Below are 14,692 nucleotides of genomic sequence, written 5' to 3'. Positions count from 1 at the left end.
TCCAGCTCCTCGAAGACGGAGAGCACCGTGCGAGGTACTCGGAGCCGATATCGAGGCGGGCTCGGAGTGGGGCGGGCCCTGACAGGAGAAGGGCGAGCTCGCCGCCGAGCGTGAGCGGGCCCCGCTGAGGCCCGCCGCGTCGGTGCTCGCCCCCTCCTGATGTGCTGAGGGCTAGAGCAACTGCACGTTGCCGCCGATGGCGGCGATGTACGTGGTCCCGCCCGAATGCACCACCGTCGCACCGAAGAAGGACCTGATCGCACTGCCAGTGGGTGCGGCGAGCTCGAAGGGCTGCGGATTCGACACGTTTCGCATGGTCCCGAAAGGGCCGTACGTCTTGCCGCGCGCCGTATGGAAGCTGATCTGCGCGACCTGCATCATGCCGAAGTACGTGCCCGTGAAACCGGTGAGCTTCACGATCGCGTCATCGGTCAGGTCGATCGTGGTGGGTGTCCCGCCAGGGCCACCCTGCATGGACGCGACATTGGAGCCATAGCTGGGTTGAATGGCGTCGAGGATGTCGCCGGAGCGCACCAGGAGGCTGGTCATGGGGCCCCAGCTGCTGACGGTGGGCAGATTGTCCCAGACCGCTCCCGGCCCTCCCACGGGCCCGATGGGCCCATAAGGCATGCCTGCCTTGAACCAATTCAGGATGAGGTTGCTCCGGACGGCCGACAGATCGCGGGTCACCGGCATGTGCAGCGGATCGCTCATGTCCGTGCTGAGGACACGCTCGATCTTCTGACGGTTCGCGACAACGCCTTCATAGGTCCACAGCTGGAAGCGGCCCATGATCGGATAGAGCATGCCGTATTGCCGCAGGATGTCGCCGATGCCATTGACCCAGCTGGGCGTGCCCGAGATCGAGTTCTGCTCATAGATCTGGGTGCTGAGGAGATCGTTCGGATCCTGGTTGTAGTCCGCGACCGGGGGGCTGAAGGTGTAGGTGGTGAAATAGATCTGCCCGTCGACGTATTTGCGCGGATTGCCTGGGTTCGTGCCGGTGATGGTGAGGGTGGCCTTGCCGTTGGTGACCGGCACGGGATTCGCGGAGAGGAGCAGCTTGCCCGGGGGCGTCGAGATGTTCCCCGCGTCGATGCCGTTGGTGCCTGACGTCCCCAGGGTGCCGAGGGTGTACTTGGCCGCGGCGCTCGGGCTGAGGGTGTTCAGGCTGATTTGCAATTGCTCCGTTCCCTCGATACGGCCGAACTTGCGCACGTGGATATCGACGGTGTTGGTCTCACCGAGCGGGAAGGTGGGCGTGGTCTGCATGCCCGGGTTCATGCGGAAGATGAACTGGTTGGCCCGCATGCTCAACCCCTCGGAGTTCTCCTCCAGCAGGGGCTGGGGCGTGGGACTGGCGGTCGTCGTGCTTAGTAAGGCGAGCGGGAGCTTGTCGAGGCTCTTGGGGTCGACGGAGCCGAAGTTGGTGACGACCAGCATCCCGGATTGCTTGTCGATGAAATCGGGGTTGGAGTAGTCGATCGATGGGACGATGGTCGTGTAGGTCTTGTTGCTCCCGGTGCCGGTGTAATAGGCGAGCGACAACGTCCCGAGCGTCTCCTTCCACAGCGGTCGCCCCGGCAGCCGTACGGGCAGCGAGTTGGCGAGATCGACGGTCAGCGAGGGAGTGGAGCCCTCGAGGTTGAGCTGAGCCTGGGCCCACCAGGCGGGAGACTTCGAGTTCACGGGTGGCGCCAGGGTTCGCGCCGGCACGGCATAGGTGGGCTCGTCATCCAGGCAGGGCCCGACGGAGCCGACGACCTTGCCGTAGTTGAAGTCGAAGAGCGGCTGCTCGGGCAGTGGCTTGCCGGTGTCGTAGTTGATCCAAGGCGCGTAGGGCTGCTTGGCCACCTCCAGGATCGCCGGACCGTACTGTTGCGCGGCGCTCTGGCCCAGGAACTGCTCGAGCAGGGTGCTGACGTAGGCCTGCGTGGGGATGTAGCCCCGCCCCGGAGCCACGGGGTTGCCGTTGCTGTCGACGTTCATCACGTAGCTCTGGAGGCTTACGAGCTGGCTCAAAATGCTCTGCGGAACTCCCTGCGCCTGCATCGACTGGAAGGTGGCGCTGGTGAAGGCATAGAGCTGTGGGGCGTTGTTGTGGGCGCTGACCACCATGCGAATGGACAGGCGGTTGGGCGAGCGGGCCTTGAGCGCCTGGAGGATCGCCGAGTTGCCGACGTTCCATTTCAGGTTCGTGAGCGTCGATTGGTAGACGGCGGAGCCGCTCGCGGAGTTGCGGGGGGTATTCGGGCCCTGGGAGTTGCCCCAGATGCCATTGAACGCGACCGGCTTGAATACGCCCTGGACGTAGGCGCCGCTGAAGTCGCCGAGCATGACGGTGAGGCCCCAGACCTCGCTGCCGTTCTGCTGCATGGGATCCAGGTCGACCAGCTTGGGCGGGGCACCCGTATACAGGGCGGTGACCGTGACTCCCAACAGGGAGTCAGGGGTCGAGCCGGGAGGGTCGACGGTGGTCACCTGGCACTTGATCAGATCGAAGATGCTGTCGCCCTTGGGCTCCCAGTAGAGCTCGATGTTCTCGGGCTTGAGCGAGTCCGCGTTGTAGTTCGCCGGGTTGTAGTTGTTGGGCGTGTTGTTGATGGTGGCGGGCGAGGCCTGGAACGTACCCGCGAAGTTGATGCGAGGTTGGTCGAGGTAGCTCATAGGGGTCGGCTCGATTGTCTAGCGGCTGTTGACGTAGGCGCTGCAAGTGGTGGGCAAGGAGCCGTTTTCACATCCCCCCGCCATCTGGACACTGTCAAAGAGGTGGCTGAGGCCCACGGGCGGCAGGTTCTGGCTCTCGGTGGGGCCCTGCATGTTGTGGCAGCTCAAGCAGTTGTAGGGATTGCTCACCGCCGCGACGCCATTCTGAACGAAGGTCTCCATGGAGGTATTGGCGGCGGACAGCGCGCCTGCCTGCGCTTGCAGATAGGGCGGCATGGTCCCTCCGACGGTCCACACGTTTCCAACGAGCTCGTAGTTGGCCCAGACCTTGTTGATGAGCGTGGGGTTGGCCTGGATGAGCGCCTGGACGCTGCTATTGATGGAGTTGATGGCCGCGGTGCTCTCGGCGAGCAGCTTGCGGGTCTTCTCCAGGCAGGCGAACTGGTTGGGATCATCCTTGCAGTCGTTGCCCGCGGGGAAGGTGCCCGTGGCCGAGTCCCCCTGCGGGTGCATGCGGCAGACCTGAGCCGGGGTACCGGCCTTGAAGGTATTGGTCACGCAGTTGGTGCAGCTCGGGTTGTAGAAATTCCACGAGCCTCCGAGGGGAGGCGGGGCCGAGGTGTTGCTGCAGTCGGGCGCGTTGTTGCGGTGCTCGAACGTCGCCCAGATCATCGCCGGGAAATTCGGCGTCTTGGACACGATGTGAATTCCGACCAGCCCCAGGTTGACCTGACGGCAGGGTGAGTTCTTGTATTGGATGAGGCCGGGAACCACGTAATAGAGGCCCGAGGAGACGCCTGCGTCGTCGAGCACCATCCAGCTCGTCTTGAGCTCGACGGCGGTATCCGGGTAGGCCAGGTTCGGATACTTCTGGAGCAGGTTGATGCCCTGGTTCCCAGGCTTGAGGGGGCCCGCGCAGTTGGCCTTGTAGAGCTGGCAAGACGTGAGCATGGTGTAAACGCTCTGGTTCACGGACATGCCGTAGTAGACGAGCTCGCCCTTCAGATCGATCAGCGGCTGATCGGAGCCGGCCTGCTTGGTGATGTCGGAATAGACGCGGGGCGTCTTGCCGCCAGTGGTCGGCTGCGTCGTGATGTTGGCGCAGGAGGTGGGTGGCTCCTGTCCCCAGGGGGTGGGCGTCCCATCCTTGATGAAGATGCCGTAGGAAGGCATCCACGTCTCGAATTGCACCCGGGAGGGATCGTTGGCGGCAGGTTGGACGAGCGCGAGCAGGCTCTGCCACATGAACTGCTCGACGTTACAGTCCGTCTGGCTCCCGGATACTTCGCTGGGAAGGGTGGAGCTGGTGAGCCAGGACGGATCCGCCTGGCATGAGCTAAGTCCGGCTTGGACTTGCGACACTCCGGGAGATGGCTGGAGCGGATCGCCAGACTTCGCGGGGCACGCCATGAGTCCCATGGCGCCGAACGCAGCGGCCAATAGGATGAGCGGTCTGTGGAACAAGGGTTTCTCCTCCAAGTGGGAACTGCGCTTGGAGGGGAAGACTACTCCGGCCCGCACGGAGAGTGAGGATCTCCTTCACTCTTTTTTCGCGCCGCGCTTTGAATACGCGGTGATGAGGTGCTGGAGGTGGGTGCCATCCTGGAACATCGTCCGGAGGTTCTGGTAGAGCGCGATCATCTCCTCGAGCGTAATCCCATACGGAGAGCTCTTCATGATGCGCGTGCCGATGACTTGATCCGTCAGGAACTGCGTGACCCGCTCGAGGCTGAAGCCATGGGTCATCTGGAGTGCAACCTGGGCGAACGCTCTCGCGATACCCTCGCTGAAGTGAACATCGAGGTCGCTGAAGTTGCCGAGGTTGATGTCCAACCAACGTGAGCCGCCTCCCGTCAGGTACCGGGTGAGCGTGGCGATGCTGGCGATGATCGTCGGGATGCCTTCGGGCGGGCGGGCTGCCGTGGGCAGGTACTCGTTGCCCTGCGCATAGAACTTGGGATGCTGATCCACCTTCTTCGGATCCATCTTGAACGTGCCAGCGCCGACGACCAGCAACTGCCCTTTATGTCCGGTGTATCCCAGGATGGCATTGCCGGAGGGGTGCAGGTGCCCCTCCGTATCCACGATGGCCTTGAGGCCATTGCGCAGCTCACCCAGGTAAGGGGCCGTCTCACTGGCCCCGACGGCGGCCACGTACTGATCCACCGCCACGTTGAGGCCCGAGTCGAAGGCGAGGATCAGCCGCTGCTCCTGCGTACTCCATTTGGCCTTGAGGGTCCCGACGATCTGCGTGATGGCCGGGCAGCGCTTGAGCCACAGGTTTCGATCTCCCGCCGGGAACGCGGCGGAGAACCTTGCCTCCACCAGCCTCGCAAGCCCATGGGCTCCCAGCTCGACGAGATCCTTGCTTCCCTTCTTGTCCTCGCCGGGCCGAGTGAACCAGAAGACGTGGTTCGCGCCGCCGAGCAAGGCCTTCTCGACGCTCCAGGCCGCCGTGGCGGAGCCCCCTTCCACGGCGACGGCTTTGCCTCGAACCGCGACCTGCTCGTTCAGATACCCGTCGCCCGTGTGATAGACGCCAAGTGGCGCGGCTTCGTCGTAGTTCTGGGTCTGCGAGGCGGGCCCGGGCCCCGAGGCGGCGATGACCTGCCTGGCGTACAGGTACTTGGTGCGGCCTGCTTTCTCGCCGGCGGCATAGCGGTAGGAGACTTTGAATCGATCGATGACCCACGTGACCGACTCGACCCACGCGTGCCGGTATTTGTTGTTCGCGAACTGGCCCATGCTCTCGTCGGGACGGGCGTTGAGCGGAATTTGTCGCGCGAAGCGATCGGAGCGCAGAAATGGCTCCTGGGGGGGGCGATCCAACGAGGGCAGAGGGGTGCGCGAGGTGTGCGGATCGAAGCCCTCGGGGCGATCGGGCTCCTCGAGCGGGAGCATCAGCAAGGGCGGGGGCTGGCCCATCTGGTGATGGCCACGCTTGGCCCAGGGCTCGGGCGTGCCGATCACTCCAACCTTCTCGTGCTCTCTGGGCGGGAAGAAGCTGAGGTAGACCGCTGCCGTGGTCCCCGCGCCAATGACGATGCGATCGTAGGTCGACGCTGGCATAGAGTTTGAGCGTACGAGAGGGATTGACTGCCCGCAATTTCGTCACACTCCTTCGCCACCTCCATGTCTCACTGCTCGCGCTCTGCTCACGTGGCGCATAGGCTCTGGCCGTGTCCCCGAGCCCTCCGCTGTTGGATGACATGCTGCTGTTCACCGAGGTGGTGGCGACAGGCGGCATCACGGCCGCGGCGGAGCGCCTGGGCCTGCGCAAGTCGACGGTGAGCCGCCGGCTCGCGGCGCTCGAGGAGCGGTTGGGGACGCGGCTTCTCGAGCGCAACACGCGCAGGTTGCGGCTCACGGAGGTAGGGCGGCAGTACCACGCGGAGTGCTCGCGCCTGGTCGCCGAGGCCCGGGAGGTGAATCGGGCGCTGAGCGAGGCGCGCGATACGCCTCAGGGTACGCTGCGCATCGCGACCCTCTCGCTGCTCGGCGAGCTGCTCACGCCCGTCATCGCCGAGTTCCTCCTGCGCCAGCCGCGAATGCGCGTGGAGGTCTCCCTCGCCCAGGCGCACGTGGATCTCATCGCCGAGGAGTACGATCTCGCGCTGAGGACCGGACCGCTGGCGGACTCCACGCTCATGGCGCGTCGGCTCGGGCTCATTCGCACGGGCTACTACGCCAGTCCTGCCTATCTCAGCAGCCATGGGACCCCCCGCGCTCCCGAGGAGCTGCAGGGACACGAGTGCGTCCTCCTGGCCGAGCCCGGCACGGACGAGGTCTGGTTCTTTGGGGTGGGAAAGGGCGCGCGGACGGTGCCGGTCAGCGGTCGGCTGCGCGTGCCGAGTGTCCGTGCGGGTCAGGCGGCGGCGCGGGCGGGGTTGGGCGTGGTGCGGCTGCCGGCCTCTCTCGTCACGGAGGATGTCCGCGCCGGCATGCTCGTCCCCGTCCTGGAGCCCCAGACACCGCCAGGCATCCCCGTCTTTGCCGTCTACCCCAGCCGCCGCCAGCAGCCTCCCAAGGTGCGCGCCTTCTTGAGCCTGCTCGCCGAGCGCAGCGCGGCGGTCCCCTGGGAGGCCGAGCCCCGTTGAGGGACGGGGCGCTTCGCGGAACAGTGCGTTTCCCGAGGGGCTCTCGTCCACGAAGACCCCCGCCGTTACATCTCCTGCGTACCGAGGCACGGCCCACGTAAACCGTCGCCTCTCCAGGAGGACATGTCATGGCAGGAGACGTCATCGAACTCGGGGATGCGGAGTTCAAGCGCGAGGTGCTCGAATCGAAGCAACCGGTGTTGGTGGACTTCACGGCGACATGGTGCCCGCCGTGCCGCGTCATCGCCCCGGTGCTCGATTCCCTGGCCTCCGAATACAAGGGGCGGCTGAAGTTCGCCAAGCTCAACGTCGATGACCACCAGCGGACGGCGGAGGAGTACGGCATCCGAGCGACGCCGACGCTGCTCCTGTTCAAGGAGGGACGGGTGGTGAAGCAGATCGTCGGCGCGGTGCCACGCGCGAAGCTGGAGGAGACGCTCCGCCCGCTCGTCTGAGCGCGTCAGCAAGTCTCCAACTGCCCCTGGTCGTGGCGATCCGCTCGCCGAGGGGCCGTGCTCGGCCTCTCGGTGAGCTGTCCCCCAGGGCAGCGGGCCCTGCCCGGGGTTAGACTTCGCCAATGTCCAGCCCATCCAGCCGGTCGTCCGTCGTCGTGGCGGAGCTGGGGCCCACCAATACAGGGAAGACCCACCGCGCCATCGAGCGCATGCTCGAGCACGACACGGGCATGATCGGCTTGCCGCTGCGCCTGCTCGCCCGCGAAGTGTACGACCGGGTGACCGCTCGAGTGGGCGAGGGGCGGGTGGCGCTGATGACGGGGGAAGAGAAGCGCCTGCCGCCACGCCCCGACTATTGGATCTGCACGGTCGAGGCGATGCCGCTCGATCGACCAGTCGACTTCCTCGCCGTGGATGAAATCCAGCTTGCCGCCCACCGCGAGCGCGGGCACGTCTTCACCGATCGACTGCTCCATGCGCGGGGGCGCCGGGAGACCTGGTTCCTTGGCGCGGACACGATGCGGCCGATGGTCCAGGGGCTCATCCCCCAGGCTTCGGTGAAGCGCGCCACCCGCCTGTCCCAGCTTCGCTATGCCGGCACGCGCTCCCTGAAGAGCCTGCCTCCGCGCTCGGCCGTGGTCGCGTTCTCTGCGGACCGCGTGTACGAGCTTGCCGAATCGCTGCGCCGCCTCCGTGGGGGCGTGGCCGTGGTGCTGGGAGCGCTCTCCCCGAGGACGCGGAATGCCCAGGTGGCGATGTACCAGTCGGGAGAGGTTCAGTACCTCGTGGCCACCGATGCCATCGGGATGGGGCTGAACCTCGACCTCAACCACGTTGCCTTCGCGGCGCTCTCCAAGTTCGACGGCGCCGAGCAGCGAGAGCTCTTCCCGGATGAGATGGCCCAGATCGCGGGCCGCGCGGGCCGCCACTTGAATGACGGGAGCTTCGGAACCCTCAACACGCTGCCCGAGCTGCCTCCGCGGGTGATCTCGGCCATCGAGTCCCACCGGTTCCCGGCGGTACGAAGCCTCATCTGGCGCAATGCCGCGCTCGACTTCTCGAGCCCGGAGGCCTTGCTCGATTCGTTGGCGCGCGCGCCGCGCCACAATGCCTTCGTCCGGGTGGAGCGCGCGGACGACTTCGACGCGCTCAAGGACCTCTCGCACGTTCCCGCCATTCGAGAGATCGCCACCGATCGCGCCACGGTCGAGCTGCTGTGGCAGGTCTGCCAGATTCCGGATTTTCGCAAAGGGCTCTTTGGCCAGCACGTCACGCTGCTCCGTGAGACCTTCCTTCAGCTCTCCGAGGGCGACGGGAAGCTGGAGCAGGCCTGGTTGGCCAAGCAGGTGTCGCCGCTCGATGACGTGTCCGGGGACATCCATACGCTGATGGACCGGCTGGCCGCCATCCGCATCTGGACGTACATCAGCCATCGGTCGAGCTGGTTGAACGACGCCGAGCAGTGGCAGGAGCGCACCCGCCGCATCGAGGACGCGTTGGGAGACGCGCTCCATGAGCGGCTCGTGGAGCGCTTCGTGCAACAGGCCGCGCGAAGGAGCGCGCGCCGATTCGTGAGAGCCACGGCACCGCCGCCGCCCCGGTCGGACAGTCCCTTCGCTAGATTGGGGCAGTTGCTGGGAGAGGTGCCGAGCGCTGACGGCACCGCGATGACCGAGGAGCAGTTCGTTCAGCAGGTGGTCGATGCGACGCACGAAGCTTTCCAGGTGGACGCGTCGGGGAGCATTTCGTTCGAAGATCAGCCGCTGGCCCGTCTGGTTCGCGGGAAGGACCGGCGCTCACCGCAGCTGGCGCTGGCGGAGCCGGAGGTTTGGACCGCGGGCGCGCGGCAGCGGCTGGAGCGCCGGTTGGTGGCGCTGACGCGGGACCTCGTCACCGAAGCCATGGGGGGCTTTCCAGCCGAGGCCCTCACGGGAGCGAGTCGCTCCGCGGCGACGCGCGGCCTCGCCTACCGTCTGGCCGAGGGGTTGGGGGTGATTTCCCGGGGCGAGGCGCGCGAGCAGTGGCGGCTCCTGGACGATGCGGAGCGCGCGCACTTGAGGACGCTGGGCGTCCGCGAGGGACAGCGCTTCCTCTACGTGGCCGAGGCGCTCGCACCGCATGCGCTGGAGCGGCGGTGCATGCTGACAGCGCTGTTCCAGCAGAGCCCTCCACCCCAGGGCGTACCGAGAGAACCGGCGCTGGAGGTCGCGGAGTTTGGTGGCCGGGATGCGCGAGCCTTCGGGTACGAGGTTCTTGGCCCCGTGGCGTTGCGGATCGATATCGTCGAGCGGCTCGGCGAGGCGCTGCGTCATCCGCACGGTGCGCGGCAGGTTCATACGCTCATGCAAGAGCTGCGTCTGGAGAGCGGTGCTCGCACGCGGGTCCTGCGAGAACTCGGAGGCCAGTCCGGGGGCGCTCCGGCAAAAAGGCGGCGGCGAAGGCGGCGGGGGAGAGCACCGGCGACGGCTCCTGACAAGAGCGGGGCGCCTGGGCAGTCGGCTCATGCCAGCGCACAAGCGAGTTACCGGGGCGGTCCGAAGACGTGAGCACGGGGCGCGGGGGAGAAGAGCCGCTGGGATGCGTCCTTTCCTCTCTTGGCCAGACGCAGTGCTGAGTTCAATCCCGGGGCGTAGACCCCAGATGTGGGCTTGACCCCGTAGGGTGCCTGCTCGTTGGATCTTCCAGCATGCGCCATGCCATGACGAGCCGTGTCCCGCGAGTGCCCATGTTCCCGCCCGTGCGTCGGCTCGCCCTGCTGGGGGCACTGCTGGCGCTGGCGGCTTGTGGAAGCCAGCCTCCCTCCACGCCGGAGCCTGGTCCGAGTGAGCCCCTCCCACCGGTTCCGACGAATCCGGTGCCTGAGGCGGTGGCGTACCCCGAGTCCCTGCTGTGCCCCGAGGCCTCGGGAGCGGACCCCCGGTGTGGTGCCCCCTTCGTGCCCGCGAACGCACTGCCATCCGCGGAACTGGAGGCGCGCTATGCGGCGGGGATGGCCGCCTGGCGCCACGAGGGTACGCGGGGCGCCTGTGCGGGCTGCCACAGCCCGGACGCCATCGAGCTGGCGCGCGTGGGCTACACCGACGCGGACCTCCGACGGCGGGCCCTCTCCCATGTGGATGAAGAGAAGGCGAACGCCCTCGTGGGGCTGATCCACGTGCAGCGGCAGCGCTATGAGATGAAGCGTCTGCTCCACCCGGGGCGCTTCCGCCCGCTCCAGCCCGCCTACGAGCCCTTCGCCGCCACCACTCCCGGGCTGTCCGTGCATGAGCCGAGTGCCCAGAGTGAGCGGGATGGAGCCTTCATGGACTCCCTCGTGAACGAGCGGAAGCTCTTGTGGGCTACCGGGCGCATCGACTCGCTGGAGAAGGCGCGCCAGGCCTACGACGAGCTGCTTGCCATTGACTTGCGCCAACTTCGCCTGGGGCTGCCGTTCGATCATCTCTCGGAGGACGGCTACCACGGTCAGGAGCACCGCTCCGTGTTCGAGTGGTTTCCCGACATGGCCACGAGCCCGCGGGTGAGCGCGCGAGACGAGTGGTACCGCCGGGTGGACGCGTACCTGGCGGCGCCGGGCGACCGGACCCTCTGGGGCTACTACGATGCGATCGGCGCCATGACGGAGTGCAATCCGGACCTGGGAGGCGCCAACCTGGCCGACTACCCGCGCGCCTGCGAGTGGATGCGGCTGAAGTACCGCTCGCTCCAGGTCTTCCAGCACATGCTGCGCGAGGGTACGCACCGCTACCCGGACTTCCTGGTGGATGAGCGCGTCGGCAGCGAGCCGGTGGCCATCAGCGCCCACCTGGAGAAGGTGATCGCCCGTAACCCCATCTGGGAGACGGGCGACTACCTGCGCATCCAGCCGCTGGCCCGGCGCCTGCCAGTGACGTGCGACGCGGGCGCGCACCCGTGTACGGTGCTGCCTCCGGTGGTGGACCAGAGCATCCACGAGGAACCTTCGTACACGGAGGCGCGCCTCAAGCAGAGCGAGGTGTTCCAGCAGACGTGGTTCGTCATGTCCTTCTTGAGGGATCCGGCGCTGCTGTACGAGGGCGAGAGCTTCGCCACCTTCATCGGTGACTACCTGGAGTCGGTGCTGCTGCCCCAGTACGACGTACACCACGCGTTCATCGTCGCGAAGATGGCGGTGGAGAAGTCCGCGGCGCGGGAGTGGATGGAGGCGCCGGGTTTCCGGGCAGGGACGGGGAAGATCGCCAGCGTGCGCACCTTCAGCTTCAAGCAACTGCGCGACAACTTCAGCCCGCCGCCGGCGGGGGACCGCAGGCGCGCGGTGCATGACCGGATGTTCGCCAACTTCGCGCGCATGTTCATCTATCTGGTGGAGGACGACCTGCGGAAGACGGGGGAGATCTTCGACCGGGACGAGGTGCTGTACGCGGTGCGCTTCATGCGCACGTGGATCCAGCGGCTGGAGGGCGCGGAGGATGCTCAGCTCAACGCGCGGGTGCTGGCCATCGAGTCACTGGCGCGGTCGGCGCGCGAGCTGCGCACGGAGGCCAACCGAACCCAGAATCCGGGCACGGGGCTGCAGCCCAACGGCCGGTGGGCGGAGTTCGCGGCGCCTTACGGGGGCTGAGGGCGCTCGGACGCTCGCGGGCCTCCCAGCCATGCCTGCCCCGGGTAACCTCAAGGAGGGTGCTGCTCCTTGCCTACCCATGGGGTAGGCTGTGCGTGGGCCGAGGTGGCCGCTTCCCGCACTGCGAGGCACCCGATGGACATTCCGCGCGCTCCCGAACTGCATCCGGCAACTCTCTCCGTGGGTACCGTGGTGGAGCACTGGCGCATCGTGGCCTGGCGCGGCCGTGGAACCTTCGGCGCTGTCTACCGCGCCGTTCGTGTGGACTCGCCGCACGCTGGGCCAGTGGCCCTCAAGCTGGCGGTCACCCCGCTCGATCCTCGCTTCGAGCGCGAGGTGACGCTGCTCTCACGCCTCGAGCAGCCCCACGTGCCCAAGCTGCTGGGGCATGGCCAATGGCAGCTCGCGGACCGGCTCTACCCCTTCCTTGTCATGCAGTGGGTGGAGGGCACTCCGCTCTACGAGTGGGCCGCCACGCACAATCCCTCCTCCCGTCAGGTCATGCGTGTGCTGGCTCAGGCGGCCTGGGCTCTTCATGCCACCCACTCGGCGGGTGGGGTTCACCGCGATGTGAAGGGCGACAACCTCCTGGTGTGCGCCGATGGCTCGGCCTTCCTCATGGACTTCGGTTCCGGGCACCACACGGGCGCCTCGATGCTCACCTTCGAGCCGCTGCCCCCAGGCACTACCGCCTACCGCAGCCCCGAGGCCTGGTGTTTTTCCCTCGAGTTCAACCACCTGCCCACCGCCCACTACCCAGCGAGCCCGGCGGATGACCTGTTCGCGCTGGGCGTTACCGCCTACCGCCTCGTCACCCGCGAGTATCCACCCACCACCGACCCGGGCGACGCTGGCTCCCGCCTTTGGTATGCGGACTTGGCCAGTCCACGAACTCCGTGGGTGCTCAACTCTCGGGTGGATCCCCAGCTGAGCGCGATCATTCTTCGCATGCTCTCGCTGCGTCCCGAGGCACGGGGGACCGCTCAGGAACTGGCCCGCTTGTTGGAACAGGAAGCCGAGTGCGCGGGCCCCACAGCCGATCAACCGCTGTTTGCCGGGCTGGCACCGGCTGTCTCCAAAGTGGGGAATGCGCACGAGGTGCGGCAGCAGGCCGCGGAGGACAAAGCGCAGGCCTCACGGCGAGAGGCGGCCGAGTTCGCACGCGTCATGGCTGCCTCCGCGCCACGGGAACAAGGCATGACGTGGCTGCCCTGGATTGGGGTGGGCATTGCCGCGGTGCTGTTCGCGGTGTGTACTCAGCGCCATTCACAGGAGCTGTCCTCGGAGGAAGCGCCCGCGGTTGCTCAAGCCGAGAGCCGGGATGGAGGCATGGGGGACGGTGGCACAATCGAGCTTGCTCAGGAGGTGCTCACCGCGCCGATGAAGGAGCCCTCGCCGCCACGAGGGTGGTCCAGCATTGGTCTGGACATGCCTCCCAAACCCTTGCCTGGCCAGCGCCGTCCCAACAGTGCTGGCAAATGTCAGCCCAGAGAGGTGGTCATCAACGGTGGGTGTTGGAGGCGATTCGCGCCCGAAGTGCAGCCACCTTGCAATGACGATGAATACGAGTGGAGAGGTGCTTGCTACTACCCGGCATATGACAGCCTTCGGCAGCCCACCTCGGAGCCACCGGCACCGCGCCGGGGTGCCCACTGACTCCATTTCTGGAGCACGTTTCCCGGAAACCTCCGGCGGCGGGTTCGATTCCCGCCGCCTCCATCCCGAGAAGCCCAGCAATCTTAAAGGGTTGCTGGGTTTTTCTTTGCCCTCGTTTTCTTCATGTGACCTCAGTGTGCCCCTCGGGCGTCTCTAGCCCGGATCTGTCACACAGAGGAGAGCGCCGGGCGGATCGTCATCAAAAGGCGGCGTCAGCGCGCCGCGCGTGGCGAATGGCCACGCGGTGGCGCCCTGCGGGCATGACAGTGGCCAGCACCGGCCGGCGATGAGGTCCGTCGAGGTTGTCAAAGAGCTGAGAGGCGTCAGGAGGGAGTTGGGACTTCGCGGAGCTGCTGAGCGATGCGCGCGAAGAGTTCGCGCACCGGCGCCGCCGCGCTGAGCGAGAGCACGAGGCGACGGACGCTGACGCGGACGATGGCGGCCACCTTGAGCAGCTTCAACCGGATGGTGCCTGCCTGAGCCCGCTCCATCTCGGTGCCCTTCAGGCCGAAGTGGCGCAGCAGGTTGAGCAGGACGTACGCGGCGGAGGCAAACCAGAGGCGCAGCTGGTTGGCGCGCAGGGAGTGAGCGCTGGTCCTGTCGGCGAACAGGTCCAACTGCTGCTCCTTGATGCGGTTCTCCATGTCGCCGCGGGCGCAGTAGAGCTGCTCGTACAGCGCCCGGGCCTCATGCTCCTCGGGGCGCATAGAAGTCACCACGAAGCGCGGGTTGAATTTGTCCCCGAGCCACTCCGTCTTGGCAACGACGCAGCGTTCGCGCGTCCAGGAGTCCAGCGTGCGGTAGCGCAGTTCCCGATAGGCCCGCACCGGAGCGCCTTCGCGCTCCTCGAGGGAGACGGCGCGCACCAACTGCAGGTCCTCCTCAATCATCGCTTGCAGCCGAGGGTTTCTGGCCAAGCCGAACACGAAGTCGATGCCGTGCTGCTCGCACCAGGCCATGAGCTCATCCCGGGCGAAGCCGGAGTCGGCACGCAGGATGATGCGCGTCTTGGGCCAGCGCGCGCGGATGCGCGAGACGATGCGCTGCACTTCTTCCAGCGCTCCCGAGGCCGCGTCGATGTCGGAGGTGCGCAGCCAGGCCTGATCCAAAGTCGGCTGTTTGCGATGGGATGAGCAGAGCTTGATAAGAGCGGGCGCGCGCAGGCAATGAGGTGCCGTTCGGCCGGGCGACCGTGCAGTGACGGTGCGTTGAGGGGAAGG

At 66.7% G+C, this 14,692-nt stretch carries 9 protein-coding genes; 5 read left to right on the top strand and 4 right to left on the bottom strand.

What is annotated here, in order from left to right; translation table 11 throughout:
- Window positions 1–171 precede the first annotated feature (171 nt).
- From SYV04_RS42375 to SYV04_RS42365, 3 genes are all read right to left on the bottom strand, one after another.
- Window positions 172–2,667 carry a jacalin-like lectin gene (locus SYV04_RS42375; protein WP_321551821.1) on the bottom strand — a complete coding sequence of 832 codons (2,496 nt, stop codon included), beginning with the start codon at window positions 2,665–2,667 and terminating at the stop codon, window positions 172–174.
- An 18-nt stretch (window positions 2,668–2,685) separates the two neighbouring features.
- Entirely contained in the window at window positions 2,686–3,912 is a 1,227-nt protein-coding gene (locus SYV04_RS42370; RefSeq protein ID WP_321551820.1) for a hypothetical protein, read from the bottom strand.
- Window positions 3,913–4,206: 294 nt separating this feature from the next.
- On the bottom strand, window positions 4,207–5,736 hold the full coding sequence (locus SYV04_RS42365; RefSeq protein ID WP_321551819.1) for a hypothetical protein: 1,530 nt from the start codon (window positions 5,734–5,736) through the stop codon (window positions 4,207–4,209).
- Between the two features lie 110 nt (window positions 5,737–5,846).
- Here SYV04_RS42365 and SYV04_RS42360 point away from each other — a divergent pair, with 110 nt between their 5' ends.
- The 5 genes from SYV04_RS42360 (at window position 5,847) to SYV04_RS42340 (ending at window position 13,472) form a co-directional block, all read left to right on the top strand.
- On the top strand, window positions 5,847–6,764 hold the full coding sequence (locus SYV04_RS42360) for a LysR family transcriptional regulator (protein WP_321551818.1): 918 nt from the start codon (window positions 5,847–5,849) through the stop codon (window positions 6,762–6,764).
- A 128-nt stretch (window positions 6,765–6,892) separates the two neighbouring features.
- Entirely contained in the window at window positions 6,893–7,219 is a 327-nt protein-coding gene (gene trxA / locus SYV04_RS42355) for a thioredoxin (protein WP_321551817.1), read from the top strand.
- Between the two features lie 122 nt (window positions 7,220–7,341).
- The gene (locus SYV04_RS42350) at window positions 7,342–9,765 is read left to right on the top strand and encodes a helicase-related protein (protein WP_321551816.1); all 2,424 of its coding nucleotides are present in this window, start codon (window positions 7,342–7,344) and stop codon (window positions 9,763–9,765) included.
- A 152-nt stretch (window positions 9,766–9,917) separates the two neighbouring features.
- Window positions 9,918–11,816 carry a hypothetical protein gene (locus tag SYV04_RS42345; RefSeq protein WP_321551815.1) on the top strand — a complete coding sequence of 633 codons (1,899 nt, stop codon included), beginning with the start codon at window positions 9,918–9,920 and terminating at the stop codon, window positions 11,814–11,816.
- 135 nt (window positions 11,817–11,951) lie between these two features.
- Entirely contained in the window at window positions 11,952–13,472 is a 1,521-nt protein-coding gene (locus SYV04_RS42340; RefSeq protein ID WP_321551814.1) for a serine/threonine protein kinase, read from the top strand.
- A gap of 323 nt (window positions 13,473–13,795) precedes the next feature.
- Here SYV04_RS42340 and SYV04_RS42335 read toward each other — a convergent pair whose 3' ends face one another.
- Window positions 13,796–14,581, bottom strand: coding sequence for an IS1380 family transposase (locus SYV04_RS42335; protein ID WP_321551813.1), 786 nt, complete (start codon window positions 14,579–14,581; stop codon window positions 13,796–13,798).
- Window positions 14,582–14,692 lie beyond the last annotated feature (111 nt).

The sequence above is a fragment of the Hyalangium ruber genome (assembly GCF_034259325.1).
GTDB classification, from domain to species: Bacteria; Myxococcota; Myxococcia; order Myxococcales; family Myxococcaceae; genus Hyalangium_A; species Hyalangium_A rubrum.
The sequence above is the reverse complement of the archived record's forward strand: the minus strand, read 5'-3'. Positions and strand labels throughout refer to the sequence as shown.